The 18,713-nt window shown below is 68.9% G+C and carries 7 protein-coding genes and 1 pseudogene; 5 read left to right on the top strand and 3 right to left on the bottom strand.

What is annotated here, in order from left to right:
* Positions 1–8: 8 nt before the first annotated feature.
* The gene (locus tag ACIBVL_RS10560) at positions 9–1,469 is read right to left on the bottom strand and encodes a class I adenylate-forming enzyme family protein (protein WP_399095192.1); all 1,461 of its coding nucleotides are present in this window, start codon (positions 1,467–1,469) and stop codon (positions 9–11) included.
* 191 nt (positions 1,470–1,660) lie between these two features.
* Between ACIBVL_RS10560 and ACIBVL_RS10555 the strand changes: the two genes are divergently transcribed.
* A complete protein-coding gene (locus ACIBVL_RS10555; protein WP_399095189.1) occupies positions 1,661–2,911 on the top strand; it encodes a helix-turn-helix domain-containing protein in 1,251 nt (416 codons plus the stop codon).
* A 263-nt stretch (positions 2,912–3,174) separates the two neighbouring features.
* On the opposite strand, the gene ACIBVL_RS10550 is transcribed toward ACIBVL_RS10555, so the two are convergent.
* Positions 3,175–6,639 (bottom strand): DNRLRE domain-containing protein, encoded by a 3,465-nt coding sequence (locus ACIBVL_RS10550; RefSeq protein WP_399095186.1) that lies wholly within the window; start codon positions 6,637–6,639, stop codon positions 3,175–3,177.
* Between the two features lie 385 nt (positions 6,640–7,024).
* Here ACIBVL_RS10550 and ACIBVL_RS10545 point away from each other — a divergent pair, with 385 nt between their 5' ends.
* Both ACIBVL_RS10545 and ACIBVL_RS10540 read left to right on the top strand, forming a co-directional pair.
* Positions 7,025–15,307: a polymorphic toxin-type HINT domain-containing protein gene (locus ACIBVL_RS10545; protein WP_399095183.1), complete on the top strand. Its 8,283-nt coding sequence runs from the start codon at positions 7,025–7,027 to the stop codon at positions 15,305–15,307.
* A 3-nt stretch (positions 15,308–15,310) separates the two neighbouring features.
* Complete coding sequence (locus tag ACIBVL_RS10540) at positions 15,311–15,925, top strand: hypothetical protein (protein ID WP_399095180.1); 615 nt, start codon at positions 15,311–15,313, stop codon at positions 15,923–15,925.
* Positions 15,926–16,470: 545 nt separating this feature from the next.
* Here ACIBVL_RS10540 and ACIBVL_RS10535 read toward each other — a convergent pair.
* Positions 16,471–16,764: pseudogene (locus tag ACIBVL_RS10535) on the bottom strand (alpha/beta hydrolase); the annotation flags it as partial.
* Between the two features lie 250 nt (positions 16,765–17,014).
* On the opposite strand from ACIBVL_RS10535, the gene ACIBVL_RS10530 reads away from it, so the two are divergent.
* Together ACIBVL_RS10530 and ACIBVL_RS10525 are read left to right on the top strand one after the other, a co-directional pair.
* On the top strand, positions 17,015–17,449 hold the full coding sequence (locus tag ACIBVL_RS10530) for a DUF3052 domain-containing protein (RefSeq protein ID WP_399095177.1): 435 nt from the start codon (positions 17,015–17,017) through the stop codon (positions 17,447–17,449).
* Positions 17,450–17,567: 118 nt separating this feature from the next.
* Complete coding sequence (locus ACIBVL_RS10525) at positions 17,568–18,461, top strand: glycosyltransferase family 2 protein (RefSeq protein WP_399097171.1); 894 nt, start codon at positions 17,568–17,570, stop codon at positions 18,459–18,461.
* Positions 18,462–18,713: the final 252 nt, after the last annotated feature.

Below are 18,713 nucleotides of genomic sequence, written 5' to 3'. Positions count from 1 at the left end.
TGGATCTCTCAGGTGTTCCGGGAGAATGCGCGAAGGCGCGGCTTGTCGATCTTCCCCACGGGATTCTTCGGCAACGACCCGGCGACGAGGACCGACACCGGTACCTTGGTCCGGGCCAGCGAGCCGCGGCAGTGCTCGACGAGCTCGGCGGGGGTGGCCTCCGAGCCCGGCAGCAGGGCCACATGGGCGACGGGAACCTCGCCGAGCACGGGGTCGGGCGCACCGACCACCGCCGCCTCCAGCACCGCCGGGTGGGCGTGCAGGACGTTCTCGATCTCCTTGGGGTAGATGTTCTCCCCACCCCGGATGATCATGTCCTTGATCCGGTCGACCAGGACGAGGTAGCCGTCCTCGTCGAAGCGTCCGACGTCGCCGGTGTGCAGCCAGCCGTCGACGACGGTGGCGGCCGTCTCCCGCGGCAGTCCGAGGTAGCCGCGCATGACGTTCGGGCCCCGGACGACCACCTCGCCCACCGATCCGGCGCCGAGCGGGTTGCCCTCGGCGTCCATCACCGCGACGGTCTGTCCCGGCAGCGGGAGCCCGACCGTCCCGGGTTTGCGCGGCCCGGCGGGCGGATTCAGCGTCGAGGCGCAGGTGCCCTCGGACAGCCCGTACCCCTCGACGACCGGCACCGCGAACCGGTTCTCGAACCGGGCGATCAGTTCGGCCGGCATCGGTGCGGCCCCGCAGATCACCCGGCGCAGCGACGAGGTGTCCGGGCGTACCTCGTCCGGCAGCGACACCAGCATCGCGTAGATCGCCGGAACGGCCGAGAAGTAGGTCGGCCGGGCCCGTTCCACCGCGGCGAAGAAGGCCGAGGCCCGGAACCTTCCGGCGATCGTCGTACGCCCTCCCGCGAGCAGCGGCGACAGCACGCTCACCACGATCCCGTTGACGTGGAACAGCGGCAGGATCAGCAGGCTGTGATCGGTTTCGTCCAGGCCGAGACCGTCGATGATCATCCGGCACATCGCGGCCACGTTGGCGTGGTCCAGCATGACGCCCTTCGGGCGCCCCGTGGTCCCGCTCGTGTAGATGATCAGGGCCAGGGAGTCCGGGGCGGGAAGGACGAGGTCCGCGGCGGTGTCCTCCTCCGCGGTCGAGGCGTGCGCCACCGCGGCCACGTCGAGCGTCCCGAGGGTGCGTGCGCCGTCGGTGATCACCACCTTGGCCGCGGAGTCCTCGATCTGATGGCGGGCCTCGGCGTCGGTGAGTTCGGGGTTCACGGGCGTGACCGCGGCGCCCAGACGCCATGCCGCGAACATGATGACGACCAGTTCCAGACGATTCGGCAGCACCACCGCGACCACATCCCCGGCACCTGTTCCGGCGGCGCGGAGAACTGCCGCCGCACCCCGGACACGTTCCAGGAAATCCTGATTCCGCAGCTGTTCGTGGTCGTCCGCGATACAGGAAGCCGTGGGGTTCCGTGCGGCCCGGACATCCGGCAATTCGGCGATGTGCTGCACGATTCCTCACCATTGAGTCGCACCGTGACGAAGGGAATGAGGAAAAGGTAGGCAGGGAGCACGTGGCCGACCATGGGCTTGCATCCCAGCCCGGGCCGATCCCTTTGTGCCACCGTCACAAAGCGCAAACGCGGTGACCGGGACGTCGCCGGGTACTGTCCCGGCGCGAGCCGTCACGTTACCTTCCCGGTATGAGCGCCCCCGTCGACGGTGCCGTGCACGACGTCGCCAAGCACATCCAGGCCGATCTGGGGAACCTGACGGCGGGGATGACCTCGATGTTCGTCGACGTCATCCCCGAGTTCCGCCACGACGACGCCGTGCGGAAACTCATGGTCGCCAGCACCTCGTCGAATCTCCTGGCCATCCTCGACATGCTGGCGCTGGGAATCTCCCTCGACGACATCACCGTGCCGCCGGCCGCGGCCGAGTACGCCCGTCGGTTCGCCCAGCACGACCTGTCCCTGGAAGCGCTGCTGCGCGCCTACCGGCTCGGCGAGCACATGTTCGTGCAGTGGGCCATGACCGCCCTCGGACGGCTCGACCTGTCCATGACCGACGCGCTGGCGACGACGAGCCGGATCGCGCTCCTGACGAACAGTTACATCGACCAGGTCATCGAGGGCGTCATCGACATCTACGAGAACGAGCGCAGACGCTGGGACGGCCGCTCCGACGCGGCCCGCGCCGCCCAGGTCCGGGCTGTGCTCGACACCGAGGGACTCGACCTGGCGTCGGCCGAGAAGATGCTGTCGACCTCCCTTCGTGGCTGGCACCTCGCCGCGATCATCTGGACGCGTCCCGGATCGTCCGCCTCCGCCGGGGCCGGACGCCGCGCCGGAGCGGCGATCCTGGCCGCGGCCACCGGCAAGACCCCGCTGACGATCTCCGCCGACGAGCAGACCACCTGGGCCTGGATCTCCTCCGCAGGCAAGCCCGTCCTCGACGTCCCCCGGCTCGAGGACGAGCTCGGCAGACACCCCGCGCTCCGGATCGCCATCGGCGACCCGTCCTCCGGGCTCGACGGGTTCCGCCAGACGTTCCGGGACGCGCAGCGCGCCCGCAGCGTCGCCGTCACCGGAGCCGACCCCGACCGCTCACTCACCCTTCACTCCCAGGTCGCGCTGGCAGGCCTGCTCGTCGACCACCTCACCGACGTCAACGCCTGGGCCGAACGCGTCCTGGGCGACCTCATGCGCGACGACGACGGCATGGTGCGCCTGCGCAGCACCGTGCAGGTGTTCCTGGACGCGCGAGGCAGCTTCACCGACGCCGCCACCCGCATGCACGTCCACAAGAACACCGTGCACTACCGCGTCCGCAAGGCCGAGGAGATCCTGGGCCACCCGCTCACCGAGAACCGACTGGACATCGAGGTGGCCCTGCTGGCCTGCGCACAGCTCGGGCTGCGGTCCGCGGAGGGTGCGGAGAGACCGACGTGACCGGCGACAACGCCCGTGCGGCCGGGGCCTCCGTTGCGTACCCGGGCATCGAGCGATGCAGTCAAACTTGCCTACGGCTTCGTTGGTGCCAACGCCCCTCCGGATCATTAGTCAAACTTGACCAGGACTAGGCGGCTCACCGCTTGGGCTCGTGACGGGATGCTCTTGTCGCGGGGAACGGCAAACGGCCCGCCGGAGGTCATGCGCTCCGGCGGGCCGCTCGGGTTGGTGCTCGGGAGGCCGCGGGGGCCTCGGGGCGGGGCTCAGCCCAGTCTCTGGACCGTTTCCCAGCCGCTCGACCTCAGCGTGCTCGCCGAGCCGATGGCGGTGGCGCCGCCCTCGTAGAGGAGCAGGGCTCCGGCCGCGTTGGTCGTCCAGATGTCGGGGATGCCGTCGCCGGTGGCGTCGGGCGTTCCGTAGATCAGCGGGAAGGCGGTGTACGTGAACGAGCTGGAGGCGTACGTGTCGTCACCGTCCAGGCTCGCCGCGGACGTGCCCAGGCTGGCCAGGACCGTGCCCTCTCCGTCGCTGTCGAGGATGCCCTTGCGCAGGACGATGTTGCCGGCCGCGGTGCGGTAGGTCATGTCGGCCGCGCCGTCGGCGTTGTAGTCGGCGATGGCCACGAAGTCCCGCTCCTTGTCGCCCCAGGCGGTGGACGTCATCTTGGTGGCCTCGCTGAACGTACCCCCGCTGTAGCCGCTGAGGATCCACAGCTCGGCGCCGTTGACCCCGCCGGCCACGAACAGCTCGGGCTGGCCGTCGCCGGTGATGTCGCCCGCCGACTTGATCTCCGAGAAGGTGGAGGGGGCGGGGGCGTTGGCGGGCAGGCGGATCTCGAGGCGCTTGCTGACGTCGATCGCGCCGTAGCCGTCGCCGGGGTAGAGGAACAGCCGGCCCTCGGGGGTGCGCACCACCCAGTCGGTGACGCCGTCGCCGGGGGCGAAGTCGCCGTTGTGCGTGACCAGGGAGTAGGTGCCGGTGCCGTCCCAGATGTGCGGGGCGGTGCCGCCGTCCTTGATCAGGGTGCCCTTGTTGTGGGTGCCGAAGGCGCTGGACACCCAGGTGCCGTCCTGCGACACCGAGTCGATCCAGAGGTTTCCGGCGGCGGTGAGATGGGCGAAGTCCGCGTCGCCGTCGCCGTTCAGGTCGCCGGGGCCGTCGGCGGTCGAGCGCGGCATGACGTAGAAGAAGTACTTGCGGGCGTTGGGCGAGATGTTGCCCGCCGAGTCCACGGACTTCACGTACAGCGTGTTGGGTCCGGCGGCCGGCGGCTTGATGCCGGTGATGGTGGCCGTCTTGATGGCCGTGGTGCAGGACTTGGTGAGACCGCCCGAGGTGCCCTGCGAGCCGCCCGCGCAGGCGTAGCCGGCGTAGTTGGTGGAGTTGATGGACCAGACGAACTTCACGATGTCGGTCTCGGAGGTCGAGCCGACCGCGAAGGTGAAGCTGCCGCTGTTGCCGAAGGGCTTGTCCGACCAGACGTCGGGCTCGCTGTCGCCGTCGTCGTCACCCGGGAAGTCGGTCGAGACGACCGGGGCGGGGGAGTCGGGCAGGTCGGTGTCGTAGGTGAAACGGCACACGCCGTCGCCGCCGGTGGGTGCCCAGCCGCTGCTGACCTTGGCGTCCCAGGCGCGCACCCGCCACGAGTAGGTGACCCCGGTGGTCAGGTACGACCTGATGGAGATTCCGCCGACCTCACCGTCGTCGACTGCCTTGGTGAACGTCTTCGTCGTGGTGTCGGACTTGCCCGTCTGCCACAGCTGGAACTCCAGCTTGGTCAGGTCGCTGTCCGGGTCGGTGGCCTTGCCGCTGATGGTGATGGTGTCGGCTTTGCCGACCTTGATGTACGGCGAGGCGCTGGTGTCGCAGGAGCCGGGGCTCATGGTGACGGACGTCGGGGTGTTCGGCTTCCGGTTGTACGTGACCGCCAGCGTGGGGGAGCCGTCGCCCTCGGCCTTGAACTTCTTCCAGGAGTACGTGTCCGTCTCCAGGCTGCTGGAGGAACCGGTCGGCGCGGAGGACGAGGTGGAGGCCACCAGGCCCAGGTTGAAGCTGGTCACGCCGTCGTCGGCGGCGTCCTGGAGCAGCGTGGTGACGGTGAAGTTGACGTACGCGTCCGGGCAGGAGCTGTTGGACTTCCAGCCGTAGGCGAAGGACTTCGAGGTGATCTTCCGCTTCCAGGTCGGCTGGCGGTTCCAGGTGGTCTTGGAGGTGAAGTCGCCCGTGCCCCACAGCTGCACCGTGCGCTTGCTGCACGACCAGGAGTGGGTCTCCAGCACCTTCAGGGTGGCGCTGGACACGTCCGCGCCCTTGATGGAGTTCCTGAGCTTCATGCGGAAGAACGAGCGGGCCGTGCCCCAGGTCTCCCTCTCGAAGCCGACGCGGGCTTCCTTGGTGTCCTCGTTGTAGTTGGCGCCGTCGTAGAAGCTGGAGCTCGGGTACCGCTTGTAGACCGTGGTCCAGTTGGCGCGGATGCCCGTGGTGGAGGGGTCGAGGAACAGCGGGTAGGTCAGGTCCTCGGTGTCCGCGAGATAGCTGCCCGGCGGGGTGATCGTCAGCACGTCGTCGCCGAACCCGGCGGCGGCGGTGGTGGCGTGGGCGCCCTCGCCGGGGCCGTTGACGGCGGGCAGGGCGAGGGTGTCGGAGGCGGACGCCGTGGTGCCGTAGGCGACGGGGTCGAGGTTCTTGCCGGCGTCGTCCGGGTTCTCGTTCGGGACCTCGTCGGCCGGGACGTCGTCGGGGTTCTCGCGCGCGGGTGCCTTCTCGACGACCTCGGGGTCCTCGTTGGTGCCCGTCGCGGCGTCCGCGTCGGTGTCCTCGGCCTCCGTGGTGTGCGTGCCGGCGGAGTCCCACAGGAACGGCGTGGGGGAGACGGCGATCTCGTTGCCTCCGCCGTCCTTCGCCATCAGCACATCGGTGCCGGGGTCGAGGGTGAAGGTGAGGCTGGAGGAGGTGACGCGGTAGCGGGGCGGGTCGGCGACGAGCCGCTCCGCGGCCTCGGGCGTGTGGACGACCAGGACGTGGGTGAAGCCGGTGTCCCGTGCGGACAGCATCAGGTCCACGCCGGGCAGGACGCCCTCGTACAGCGCGCGGTTGTCCTCGACGACCGGCTCGGGCAGCGCGCCCGGCCACTCGAACTGGATCTCGTGGCCCTCGGCGGTCATCGTCAGCAGCGGGGTCCAGGTGGTCCCGGCCGTGTCGTCGACCTGTTCGGCGCTGCCGCTTCCGGTGCGGAACACCGCCGACTGAACGGTCGTAGCGGAGCCGTGGGCCGCCGCCTTGCGGGCCGTGCCGCCGCCCTTCCCGCCGGCCGAGAACGTCACCGGGTACGGGCTGTTGACGGTGTGCCAGCCCTTGCCGTCCTTGCGCAGGCCGGTGTCGATCGGCGCCCATTTGCCCTGGGCGTTCTTCGCGCGCAGGGGGGCGACGGAGACCGTGTAGGTGAACGTTCCGTCAGGGTTGGCGTACGTGGTCGAGAACTCGTCGGCCAGCGCCGCGACTTCGACCTTCTTGCCGCTCTTGCGCGCCCGGCGCTGGGCCTCGTCCTCGTCGACCGGCTGCGCGGCGCGCTTGGCCCTGGCGTCGGAGACGGTGTCGCCGTCGTCGCGCAGCGCGAGCGTCGCGGCACCTCCGGCCAGCACCGCGAGGGCGACGGCGGCGGCCAGGCCACGCCGAACGCGCCGTCTGCCAGGGGGACTTGATTCCGTGGCGGTGTCGAGGTCGCTCAAGGGGCCCTTCTCCACAACAGGCTGGACCGCAGTGCGGCGGGCGCCGCTGCGGCATGGCTCTTCCGGGTTGCCCTCAAGGCCTGGTGACAAGCCGTGGCGAGCGCGCGACGCGCCGGATTGGGCGGTTGGAGTATGAACAGCTCCTCCCGGCCAGATCAACACCCTTCGGGCGGGCCACCGTTGGCAACGCCCTCGCAAAGAGTCCTGGCGTGATTTTTTAATGATCTTTGTCTGGTTTTAGTCAGTGACATAGCTAACACAGATTCAGCACATCTTGACGTGGATCTTCACGGTGCCTTTATTTCGTGCTCAGTCTGTAAGTCATTGATCACCAAGTGCCATCGGTCTGAGCGTTCCTGATGGTTTGTTACGGGGGAAGGGTCGATTGGCCTTGCGTGCCGTGCTGTCGTGGTCGGGCAGGGGTTCACTGGCGAGAACGCCACGTGAGCGTCTGGTCCGCCGCAGAACGCGGGTCGGTGTCATAGCCGGTCTCGTCCTTGCCCTCAACGTCACCCTGCTGCCCAGCGCCGTCGCGTTCGGCCCCGACGACCCCCGTACCGCGGTCGAGCTGGAGGATCTGCAGGAGACGGATGCCGTCCCGGTCGACGAGGACCTGACCGACAAGCTCGAGGAACTCGCCGGCTCCGCCGCGACCGACCCCCAGCAGCAGTACGCCCCGGCGGCGGTCGCCGAGGTGCCCGCGGCCTCCGGCACGAAGGCCGTCGACAACCTGACCGCGGGCAGCACCACCGAGGTCGCCAAGTCGGCCGACGGCACCATGAGCATCGGCGTCGGCGCCCCCGAGGGTGCCACCTCCACGCAGGTCGACGCCCTCGAAGGCCAGTGGAGCGTGGCCGCCGCGGCCGAGGCCGACGCCGTGGCGGACGGTGCCCAGGGCTTCATGCTCGCGGTGGACGCGCCCGACACCGCCACCGGCGACGCGGTCGTCTCCATCGACGCCACCAAGCTCGCCGAGAGCTACAGCGCCCAGTGGCTGGACCGGCTCTCCTTCACCCTCATGCCGGCCTGCTACGCCACCACGCCCGAGGACGAGGCGTGCTCCACGGGCGTCCCGGTGACCACCGAGGTCGAGCGCACCGGCGACACCGTCACCGTGCCGCTGGACGCCGGTGACTCCTCGGGCTCCGAGGCCGACCCCGGCGAGGACACCGCCGGCGACGAGGTCACGGGCTCCACCGACACCACCGTCGAGGTCCCCGAGACCCTGGTCAACGTCACCCTGGACACCGCCGACCTGGCGTCGGTCTCCGGCACCACCGCCGCCACCACCAACAGCGCGGTCAGCACGGACGCCGGCAGCGTCGACTCCGCCGTGTGGCACGAGGACGCGGCCGACGCCGTCCGGCAGATCGCCGACTCCTCCGGCGGCGGCCTGCTCGTCGGCAGTTCCTACGGCGCCGGCGCCGGCGGTGACTTCTCGGCCAGCCCGATCGTCTCGGCGGGTTCCTGGACGGCGGGCGGCTCCTCGGGCGCCTTCAGCTACTCGTACACGATGGCCGCTCCGCAGGTGCCGGCCGGCCCGGCGCCCAACGTCACCCTCAGCTACAACTCGCAGACCTCGGACGGTCGTACGTCCTCCACCAACAACCAGGTCTCCTGGGTGGGTGAGGGCTGGGACTACAACCCCGGCTCCATCACCCGCACGTTCGTGGGCTGCGCCGCCGACACCGCGAACGCCAACAACGACAAGCACTTCACCGGCGACCAGTGCTGGGGCTCGTACAACGCGGTGCTCTCCCTCAACGGGACCACCACCGAGCTGGTGCGCGACGACACCACCAAGCAGTGGAAGGGCGCCCGCGGCGAGAACATGCGGGTCGAGCTGCTGACCGAGTCCGACTACAAGAAGGTCATCGCGGACGCCCTGGGCGTCCCGACCTCGGACATCGGCTACAGCTCCAACAACGGTGACAACAACGGCGAGTTCTGGCGCGTCACCACCGACGACGGCACCCAGTACTTCTTCGGTCTCAACCGGCTGCCGGGCTGGTCGTCCGGCAAGCCCGAGACCAAGTCGGTGCTGAACGTGCCGGTGGCCGGCAACCACTCCGAGGACCCCTGCTACGCCGCGAAGTTCGCGGACTCCTTCTGCGACCAGGGCTGGCGCTTCCAGCTCGACTACGTCGTGGACACCACCGGCAACGCGATGTCGCTGTGGTGGGAGAAGGAGAAGAACGCCTACGCGCGCGACATGAAGGAGAAGCCCGCGGTCTCCTACGACCGTGCCGGCTACCTCTCCCACATCGACTACGGCCAGCGCGCCACCACCCTCTTCGCCGACGAGCCGCTCGGCCGGGTGAAGTTCAACGCCCGTGAGCGCTGCTTCGAGGACCCCGCGCTGAACGTGGCGTGCTCGAACACCAACTTCGACTCCAAGCAGTCCGACCAGACCCGGCCCTGGTTCGACACCCCCGCCGACCTCGCCTGCGCGACCGGTGGCAAGTGCACCACGTACGCCCCGACCTTCTGGTCGCGCAAGCGCCTGGCCTCGGTCGACGCCTGCACCCAGCGCGAGCAGGGCGTGAAGCTGACCGAGTACACCTCGGATGCCGACGGCAACGAGACCGGTCAGCGCAACGCCTGCGGCCTGGACGGCGACTCGGCCACCACGACCGCGCTGTCGAAGGTCGACTCCTGGGGCCTGAAGCAGTCCTTCCCCTGGAACCTGACCGGTGAGTACACCGCGCTCTGGCTGGAGTCCATCACCCGCACCGGCTACGCCGTGGACGGCTCCACCGACCGCCTGAACCCGGTCTCCTTCGGCCACAACGAGAACCCGCTGCCCAACCGCGTCAAGACCAGCTCCTCCGACACCAACCCGCTGTTCGCGCGGCTGCGCATCCAGGACGTCGTCTCCGAGTACGGCGGCCGCACGCACGTCGACTACAAGGCGCCCGAGGGCAAGTGCCTCACCGGCGCCGACCGGCCGACGATCGACAAGAACCACTCCCTCTGCTACCCGGCGTACTGGCATGCCGACGGTGAGCTGGAGGACAAGCGGATCTCCTGGTTCCACAAGTATGTCGTCGACAAGATCACCGAGTTCCCGCGTCTCGCCGACGCGCAGGACATCGTGACGACGTACAAGTACGAGACCTACGACGACGCCGTCGACGGCGCGCTGTGGGCCAAGAACCAGTCGGAGTTCTCCCGCCCGAAGAAGCGCACCTGGGACGACTTCCGCGGCTACCCGCTCGTCACCACGACCACCGGCAGCACGGACTCGGTCGGCGGCAGCGTCGCCTCCAAGTCGGTCACCCGCTACTTCCGGGGCATGGACGACGACGTCCTCGCCGACGACACCCCGGAGAAGGCCTCCGACGACGTCAAGCGCTCCGTGGTGACGACGGACGTCACCGGCGCGAAGCTCGCCGACGACCGCAAGGCCTACGCCGGCATGGTCGCCGAGTCGCTGACCTACCCGGACACGTCCGCCGACACCACCACCGGCTGGGTCGCCCGCAGCGTCAACTACCCCGACGCCCCGGTCCGGCTGGCCACCCGCAACCGCACGGACGGGCCGGACGTGGTGTCCGAGCGCGTGACGCTCGGCAAGACGTCGACGATCTCCAAGGCCTCGACCAAGGACGCGGACGGTTCGTACCTGCGCACGATGACCTCCTCGACCGACTACGACGCGAATGGTCTGCCGACCAAGGTTCACGACTACGGCGACATGGCCGTCAGTGGCGACGAGTCGTGCACCGCGACCTCGTACGTGAACAACACGTCGGGCACCAACTACCTCGTCGGCCTGGTCGCCCAGACCGTCACCACCACCGGCACCAGCACCTGCTCCACCGACCTGTCCAGTGCCACGGGCTCCACGCTGGTCAGCGCCTCGCGCATGTTCTACGACAGCGCGACCTCGTCCACCGCCACGCCCACCAAGGGCCTGGTGACCAGGACGGAGGCGCCGACCGGCGCCGGCACCGGCTGGGAGACCGCCAACCCCGAGTCGCGCACCGAGTACGACTCCACCGGCCGCGTCACGAAGGTCACCGACCCCACCGGCGTGTACAACACCACGACGTACACGCCGTCCAGCGGCCAGGTCTACAAGATCGACACGGTCACCGGAAACAAGGTCGTCAACGGCGCCGTAGTGGCCGGCTTCACCGACAGCACCGTCCTGGAACCCGGCCGCGGCGTCACCATCAAGTCCACGGACGCCAACGACCGCGTCGAGACGTACGAGTACGACCCGCTGGGCCGCGCCGTAGCCGCCTGGGACGCCACCCAGACCGCCACCGACGACCCGACGGTCAAGTACACGTACAACATCGACCTGAAGAAGCCTGTCTCGGTGGTCACCGAGTCGCTGTCGGACAACCCGAGCAGCGCGGCGGGCGACGGCAAGTACGAGTCGTCCACGGCGATCTACGACGGTCTGGGCCGTGAGCGCCAGACTCAGACCCCCGCCGTGGGCGGCGGCCGTCTGATCACCGACACCCTGCACAACAGCGCCGGGCAGGTCCGCTACACCCGCAACGCGTACTACATGGAGGGCGACCCGGGCACCGACCTCGTCGTCCCCGCCTCCGAGTCGCTGGTCCCCAACGCGACCTCGTACACGTACGACGGCCTCGGCCGGGTCCTCACGGTCACGCCGGTACACAGCTCCTTCGCGCAGACGGGGGAGACGTACTACAAGAGCGACGGGACGGTGGCGCACCGCAGCACCGACCGCCGCACCCGCTACGAGTACGGCCTCGACTACACGGTCGTCCGCCAGCCCCAGGGCACGCCCGCCTCCCGGGTGTGGACGGACGCGCTGGGCCGCACGACCCGCCAGGACACCTTCAGCGACACCTCGCTGACCGAGGCCGGCGCGATCACCACGACCTACGCGTACGACCTCCGCGGCGACATGGTGACCAGCACCGACGACGTCGGCAACACGCGGACCTGGAAGTACGACGCGCTGGGCCGGGTCACCGACACCACCGACCCGGACACCGGTGCCACGCACACCGACTACGACGCCTACGGCCGCGTGGACACCGCGACCGACGCCCGCGGCCAGAAGGTCTCGTACACCTACGAGCGCCTGAACCGCGTCGAGCAGGTCAAGGTCACCCCGAAGGGCTCCACCACCGCAACCCTCGCGCAGACCTACGCCTACGACGGCGCGACCGGCGGCAAGGGCCAGCTGTCCTCGGCCACCCGCTACACCGATGGCAAGGCGTACACCACCACCATCGGCGGCTACACGGCCGACTACCAGCCCACGGACATGACCACGGCCCTCCCGCCGGGTTCCACCGCGGGCCTGACCGCCGACGGCTTCGCCACCCAGTACAAGTACACGTACAAGTACAACGACGACGGCCAGCTCGAGACCTACACGACGCCGGCGGCCGGCGGCCTCGACGCCGAGGACGTGATCACCCGGTACAACGAGGCGGGTCTGCCGACCTCGGTCTCCGGCAAGGACTGGTACACGGCCGAGGCCTCCTACTCGCCCTACGGCCAGGTGCTCCTCTCCACCGTCGGTGAGCAGGGCCACCGCCTGTGGCAGCAGAACACCTTCAACGAGTCCACCGGTGAGCTGCTCACCAGCAGGCTCGTCCGGGAGGCGGCGACCCCCGACACGGCGGTCGTCCCCGGCAGCGAGGTCAGCAAGCGCTTCTACAGCTACGACCCGTCGGGCAACGTCCTGTCCGTCGCGGACCGCATGGGCACCACGACCGACCAGCAGTGCTTCAAGTACGACGCCCTGGGCCAGCTGAAGGAGGCGTGGACGACGCCGGGCGGCGGCGCCTGCGTGGCCTCCGGCAAGACCACCGCCGAGCCGGTCTACTCCGACGGCAAGGTCAACGTCTCCTCCAACAACTCCGGTTACTGGCAGTCCTACGACTACGACGTCCTCGGCAACCGCACCAGGAAGACGGCCTACAAGGCCGACCCGACTTTCACCTCCGGGGTCCGCGACACCAAGGGCGACGTCGTCACCGACTACGCCTACGGCACCAGCGACACCGCGAAGAACGACCAGCCGCACACCCTCACCTCGTACACCACGTCGTCGACGACGGCGGCGGGCGCGGCGGTCAAGGCCCGCTCCACCCAGACCTACGACGCCGCGGGCGAGATGGAGACCCGCTCCACCGGCGGCGACACCGCCCAGACCATGACCTGGACCTGGGACGGCAAGGTCGAGTCCGTGACCGGCTTCGGCGCGGACGGCTCCGGGGCCTGGATCGGGACGGGCGACATGTGCCTGGACCTGGCCGGCTCCAGCACCACCGCCGGCACGGCCCTCCAGATCTATCTCTGCAACAGCAGCAAGGCGCAGAACTTCCGCATCCGGGCCACCGACACCAACAACGACGGCACGGTCGAGGACGCCACGATCGGGCAGCTGGTCGTGGGCGGGGTGTGCGCCCAGCCGAACGGCACCGCCGCCGGCGCGGCCGTTCTGGTCCAGGCCTGCGACAACGCCGTGGCGGCGCAGCGGTGGCAGACCCTGAGCACCGGTCAGATCAAGTGGGTCGGGAACGCTTCGGCGAACCTGTGCCTGTCGGCCCCGGCGTCGACGGTCGGCACCGACCTCACCCTGGCGGCCTGCAGCTCGACCGCGGCCACCCAGCTGTGGAAGCCGGCGTCCAAGACGACGTACGTCTACGACGCCATGGGCAACCGCCTGCTGGAGCGCACCAGCGCGGGCGCGGTGCTGAACCTGCCCGACACCAAGGTCTCCCTGACCACTGCGGGCAAGGTCCGCTATGCCGAGCGCACCTACGCGGGTGTCGGCGGTCCGTCGGTGACCCGTTACCGAGAGAACTCGACGGCCGCGTCCGGTGTCAGCGAGCACCTGTTCGCCCAGGCGACCGACCTCAACGGCACCCCGCTGGCGGAGGTCCGCCTCGACGGCGGGATGAGTGTCCGGGTGGCGAAGAGGGACCCGTGGGGCGAGGACCGCGCCGCGAACCTCTCCCCGCGCTCGCACACCGGGTTCCACACGGGTGACGACGACTCCGAGACGGGTCTGACCCACATGGGCGCCCGCGAGTACGACCCGGGCACGGGCCGCTTCATCTCGGCGGACCCGGTCCTGGACGACAGCGACCCGCTCCAGGCCAACGGCTACTCGTACGCCAACAACAACCCGGTGACGCACTCGGACCCGTCCGGCCTCACCTCCTCGGCCTCCAGCTTCGACGCGTCGATCGCCGCGCTGGACGCGAAGATCGCCGAGTACCAGAAGACCCTGAACCGCTCCATCGGCGACGTGATCCTCGCGACCGGCTGGGCCGTGTTCAAGGAGTTCATCGGCTGGAACGACGTGGTCGGCTGCTTCACCCAGGGCGACCTGTGGGCCTGCGGCAGCCTCCTGATGGACGCCATCCCGTGGACCAGCGTCTTCTCCAAGGGCAAGAAGATGTGGCGCGCCTTCAAGGGCACCATGAGCGCGGTCAAGGCGTTCAAGGCAGCCAAGCGCGCGGCCGAGATCGGCATGAAGGCCGCCAAGGCGGCCAAGGCAGCGCTGATCAAGGCGAAGAAGGCGGCGGAAGCCGCGGCGGCGGAGGCCAAACGCAAGGCAAGAGAAGCCGCGAAACGCGCCGCGGAGGCCGTCAAGAAGAAGGCGCATACGGGCTCGAAGGGCGCGAAGGGCAATCCGGTCCAGGTCAAGGCCCGCGCCCAGGCCCAGTCCAAGGGCTCGAAGGGCGGCGGCAAGGCCGAGAACAAGTCCGGCGGCTCGCGGAACGGCTCGGGCAAGGAGGATTCGGGCGGCGACGGCGGGTCCGGAGGTGGCTCGGAAGGCGGCAGTTGCCCGACGCCCAACAGCTTCACGCCGGACACCAAGGTCCTGATGGCCGACGGCTCGACCAAGGCGATCAAGGACGTCAAGGCCGGCGACAAGGTCCTGGCGACCGACCCGGAGACGGGCGAGACCACGGTGCAGACGGTCACCGCCGAGATCCTCGGCAAGGGCGTCAAGCACCTGGTCAAGGTCACCGTCGACACGGACGGCAAGAAGGGCTCCAAGACCGCGGCCATCACCGCGACCGACAAGCACCCCTTCTGGGTCCCGGAACTCGGCGACTGGATCGACGCGACCGACCTCAAGTCGGGCGAGTGGCTGCGCACCAGCGCCGGCACGCTGGTCCAGATCACGGCTGTCGAGCGCTGGACGGCGCTCGATGCGACGGTGCACAACCTCACCGTCAGCATGGTGCACACGTACTATGTGCTGGCAGGCGCCACACCTGTACTCGTTCACAACTGCGGCGTCGGGACTGAAGACGATGCGATGCTGGCCCTGGACCGCGCGGAGGAACTCAATTCAACGCGCGGCTACAATTCGGCCACCACGGCGGTGATCGGTATATTCAATTCAAAGACAAAGGAATACTCGATCCGCATTGGCATCAATGGTGATGCCCCCATGCCGGCATCATGGACCCTTCGACAAGGTGAAGAATTCGTTCGCGGGGCCGGACATGCCGAGGAGACCATCCTCAATAGTCTGGCAGCGCACGAACACCCGGTATTCGGTGCTGCCTCACGCAACTTCTGCGTGGGCACTTGCAGCCCGATGCTCAACGATCACGTATTTGGCATAACGCTGGGCGGAAAGGGATTCCGGGGGCATCAACCACAAAACTCGGAGTACACCATCTTCTGGGGTAGCGGAGACTGAACCATGGCGCAGAAATATCCCGGGGTGGGGACCCCCGCGAATTCGTCCGCAGCGTGCCTGCGAGTCGCAGCAGCTGCGATTGCGGAGCGTGGTTCCGCATTCTTTCGGGAGCTCGGGCCCGAGGAGGAACTTGCGTGGCTCGAATCTTCACTCGCGCTGATCTGGGCTGCTGCATCTGGTGAGGATGTCGCGGAGGAATGCGCCGAAGTATTGGACGAGCTAGGGGAGGAATCGCAGGCAGATCAATTTGATTCCTCTTATCCCGAGTTTTTCGCCGCCCGGTCTCTGGAGCTGGTTGGCAATGCGATGGCGACTGTGCTACGCCCCACGCCAGAGCGAGTGAATGCCTCCTCTGTCATTCTGAGGGAAATGCTGTCCATACTCGATTTCAGGCTGGGCGGGAGTAAGACTGTCATCATCCGATACGGCGACCCTGCTCCTCCATTGGGGCCGCTTGAGAGTCGGGAAATTCAAGAAGAGCAAAGCGTACTGGATGCTCAGTCGGATACAGGGGAATTTGACCCTGAAAGCGTCGGGCGCATAAAAGAGCAGGCGGTCCGTTTTGCTGCAGAAGCGATTCCGTATATCCGAGACTGCTTCGACATCGATGCCACGTAGGCCGCAGTCGGATTTTTGTCGCTGGAATTAGTGCCGCCGCACGTCCACGGACATCGGCGGACCACCGAACTGCCGTTGACCTGCAAACGCAGGGAGGAAAGGGCCGCCCAGCACACTATGCGTTGGCAGGGGCAACTCCGGTCCCTGTTCACAACTGTGGTGGCGCAGGGGCCGGTGCCAGGCAAGCAACTGGCGGATCGTGCCACTCAGCTTCAGTCGGAAGCCGGGTGGAGCGGAACAACAGCGCTGGTGCGCGTCAGGAACATCGCTGATCCCAGTCGGGTCGAGACTTGGGTGGCGAAGCGCAGGCGAACGCGTCACCGACCGGAGGTGGGGCCGCGCGGTCACCGGGCGGGCGAAGGGGAGTGGCTGAGAGCGCCGCAGCCGTCGGGCAAGGTCCCGGCGGCGCTGTGCGCCCCGAGGGCATCGCCTCCTGCGACTGTATCCGGTGTCGGGCAAAGCGGATATGACGGTTCGTCAACCGAGCGATCCCAGCGCCTGCCGTTGGCCACGATAGGTCCCTGCGCCAGGCAACCGGCAACCGGTCAGCCGGCCTTCAACAGCAGGTCGGTGAGGGCGTCCGGCACGGTGACCATGCAGTCATGGCCGCTCCGCAGCTCCCACACCTGGGACGCAGCGCCGTTGGGCTGCCGCGCCGGCACCGGGCGGCGCGTGACGTCTTCCTGCGCACTGCCGACACAGTGGATGTGCGTCCGGGAAATCGCGTCCATGGCCGGGTTGTCCAGCCGGACCGGCTGCAGGAAGCAGCGCACCGACTCGTCCGACATCATCGTGCGCAGCCACGCCGTGTCCGCCGGATCGGTCACCCCGAACATGCCGCTTTGATCCAGTCCGCCATCGATGTCCGTCGGAACGCTCCGGCGGACTGGTGGAGCGACGCCGCCTTCGCGGAAGGCGTTCTGGCGGATTACGACGCCCTGCCCCAGGCGCCGGTCAGGCCAGCGGTCGGTCCCTTGCTCAGCCCGCTGGTGCGGCTCTTCGAAGCAGTTCCCGGACCCGTTACCGCCGACGATGTCCTCGAGATCCTCTCCAGGTGGGACAGCTCCAGTGCGAGGCTACCGTGGGACCGTGAGCGACAACCCCGCGACCGGCGGCTACTCCGCCACGCCCCTCGTCAGGAAGCTCGGCGTCAAACCCGGCCACCGCCTCCGTCTGCGCCACGCCCCGCCCGGCTGGGCCGTCCCCGGCCTCCCCGAGGGCACCGACGTCGCCCCCGGCGGACCCCGGGACGCCGACGTCACCGTCGCCTTCTACCGCGCCCACGCCGACCTCGCCGCCGAAACCAGCGATCTCGTCCGTGACCTCGCCGACGACGCCATGCTCTGGATCGCCTGGCCCCGCAAGGCCGCCGGGCATGTCAGCGACCTCACCGAGAACTCCCTGCGTGACCTCTTCCTTCCCCTCGGTGTCGTCGATGTGAAGGTCGCGGCGCTGGGAGAGGACTGGTCGGCACTGAAGTTCGTACGACGGCGTGAAAATCGTAGTAAAAGGGGCGCAAAGTGAACCGGCGTTCGGGCAACCTCCGTATCTGAGGCAACATCTTGGTGAATGACAGGCGTCGCGCGACCGGAGCGCGGGTGCGCGCCGTCACCGGTCGGACGGAGTGAGGACGTTGAGCGACGTGGTGGAGCCGAGGATCGCCGTTGCCGTGGTGACCATGGGCAACCGGCCCGCCGAGGTCGACGCCCTGCTGGAGTCCGTGGCCAAACAGGACCTGGCGCCCGCCCGCATCGTGATCGTCGGCAACGGCTGCCGGCTTCCCGAGTTCGCCGGCCGGCTCTCCCTCCCGGGCGAGGTCACCACCATCGACGTCGAGGAGAACCTCGGCTGCCCCGGCGGCCGCAATGTCGCCCTCGCCCGGCTGCGCGAGTACGGGGACGTGGACGTCGTGGTGGAACTCGACGACGACGGTCTGCTCGTCGACGCCGACGTGCTGCGCCGCGTACGGGACCTGTACGCCGCCGACCCGCGCCTCGGCATCGTCGGCTTCCGCATCGCCGACGAGCACGGCGAGACCCAGCGCCGGCACGTGCCGCGCGTCGGCGCATCCGATCCGATGCAGGGCGGGTACGTCACCGGATTCCTGGGCGGCGGGCACGCGCTCAGCATGGCCATGCTCGCCGAAACCGGTGACTGGCCCGCCGAGTTCTTCTTCGCGCACGAGGAGACCGACCTGGCCTGGCGTGCCACGGACGCCGGGTGGAAGATCCTCTACGCGCCCGAGCTGCTGCTCCAGCACCCCAAGACCTCGCCCGCCCGGCACGCCATCTACCACCGCGTCACCGCCCGCAACCGGGTCTGGCTGGTCCGGCGCAACCTGCCGCTGCCGCTCATCCCCGTCCACCTGGGCGTGTGGATCGCCGTCACCCTGTTGCGCACCCGCTCGCTGGGTGGGCTCAAGGCGTGGTTCGGCGGATTCGTGGAAGGCGTGCGGAAACCGGCCGGCCCGCGGCGGGCCATGCGCTGGCGGACGGTGTGGCGACTGACCCGGCTCGGCCGGCCGCCGGTCGTCTGAAGACGGTGTAGGGGAGAGGGCGCGGGCCCCGGTCGTTCACCTCCGACGACCAGGGCCCGAGACGCCCCCGGACCCGGCCGCGGCGGCGACACTCCCCCGAGTATCGCGTTCACACGCGCGCACCGTCGGGCCGGTTCCGATGATGTGATCACATCAGGCGGCACCAACGAATCGCTAACATATGGCCAACGGGACTCCGTGTCGTCGCAGGTCGTCTGGCCTGAAGTCGCCGGGCGCACACCGGAAGCGGCC

This window comes from Streptomyces sp. NPDC049687, assembly GCF_044465285.1.
Lineage (GTDB): Bacteria > Actinomycetota > Actinomycetes > Streptomycetales > Streptomycetaceae > Streptomyces.
This window is presented reverse-complemented; position numbering and strand designations above follow the sequence as displayed.

Coding starts and splice junctions, on each gene's coding strand:
- ACIBVL_RS10555 (WP_399095189.1), top strand. CDS start 1,661: ATGAGCGCCCCCGTCGACGGTGCCGTGCACGACGTCGCCAAGCACATC.
- ACIBVL_RS10540 (WP_399095180.1), top strand. CDS start 15,311: ATGGCGCAGAAATATCCCGGGGTGGGGACCCCCGCGAATTCGTCCGCA.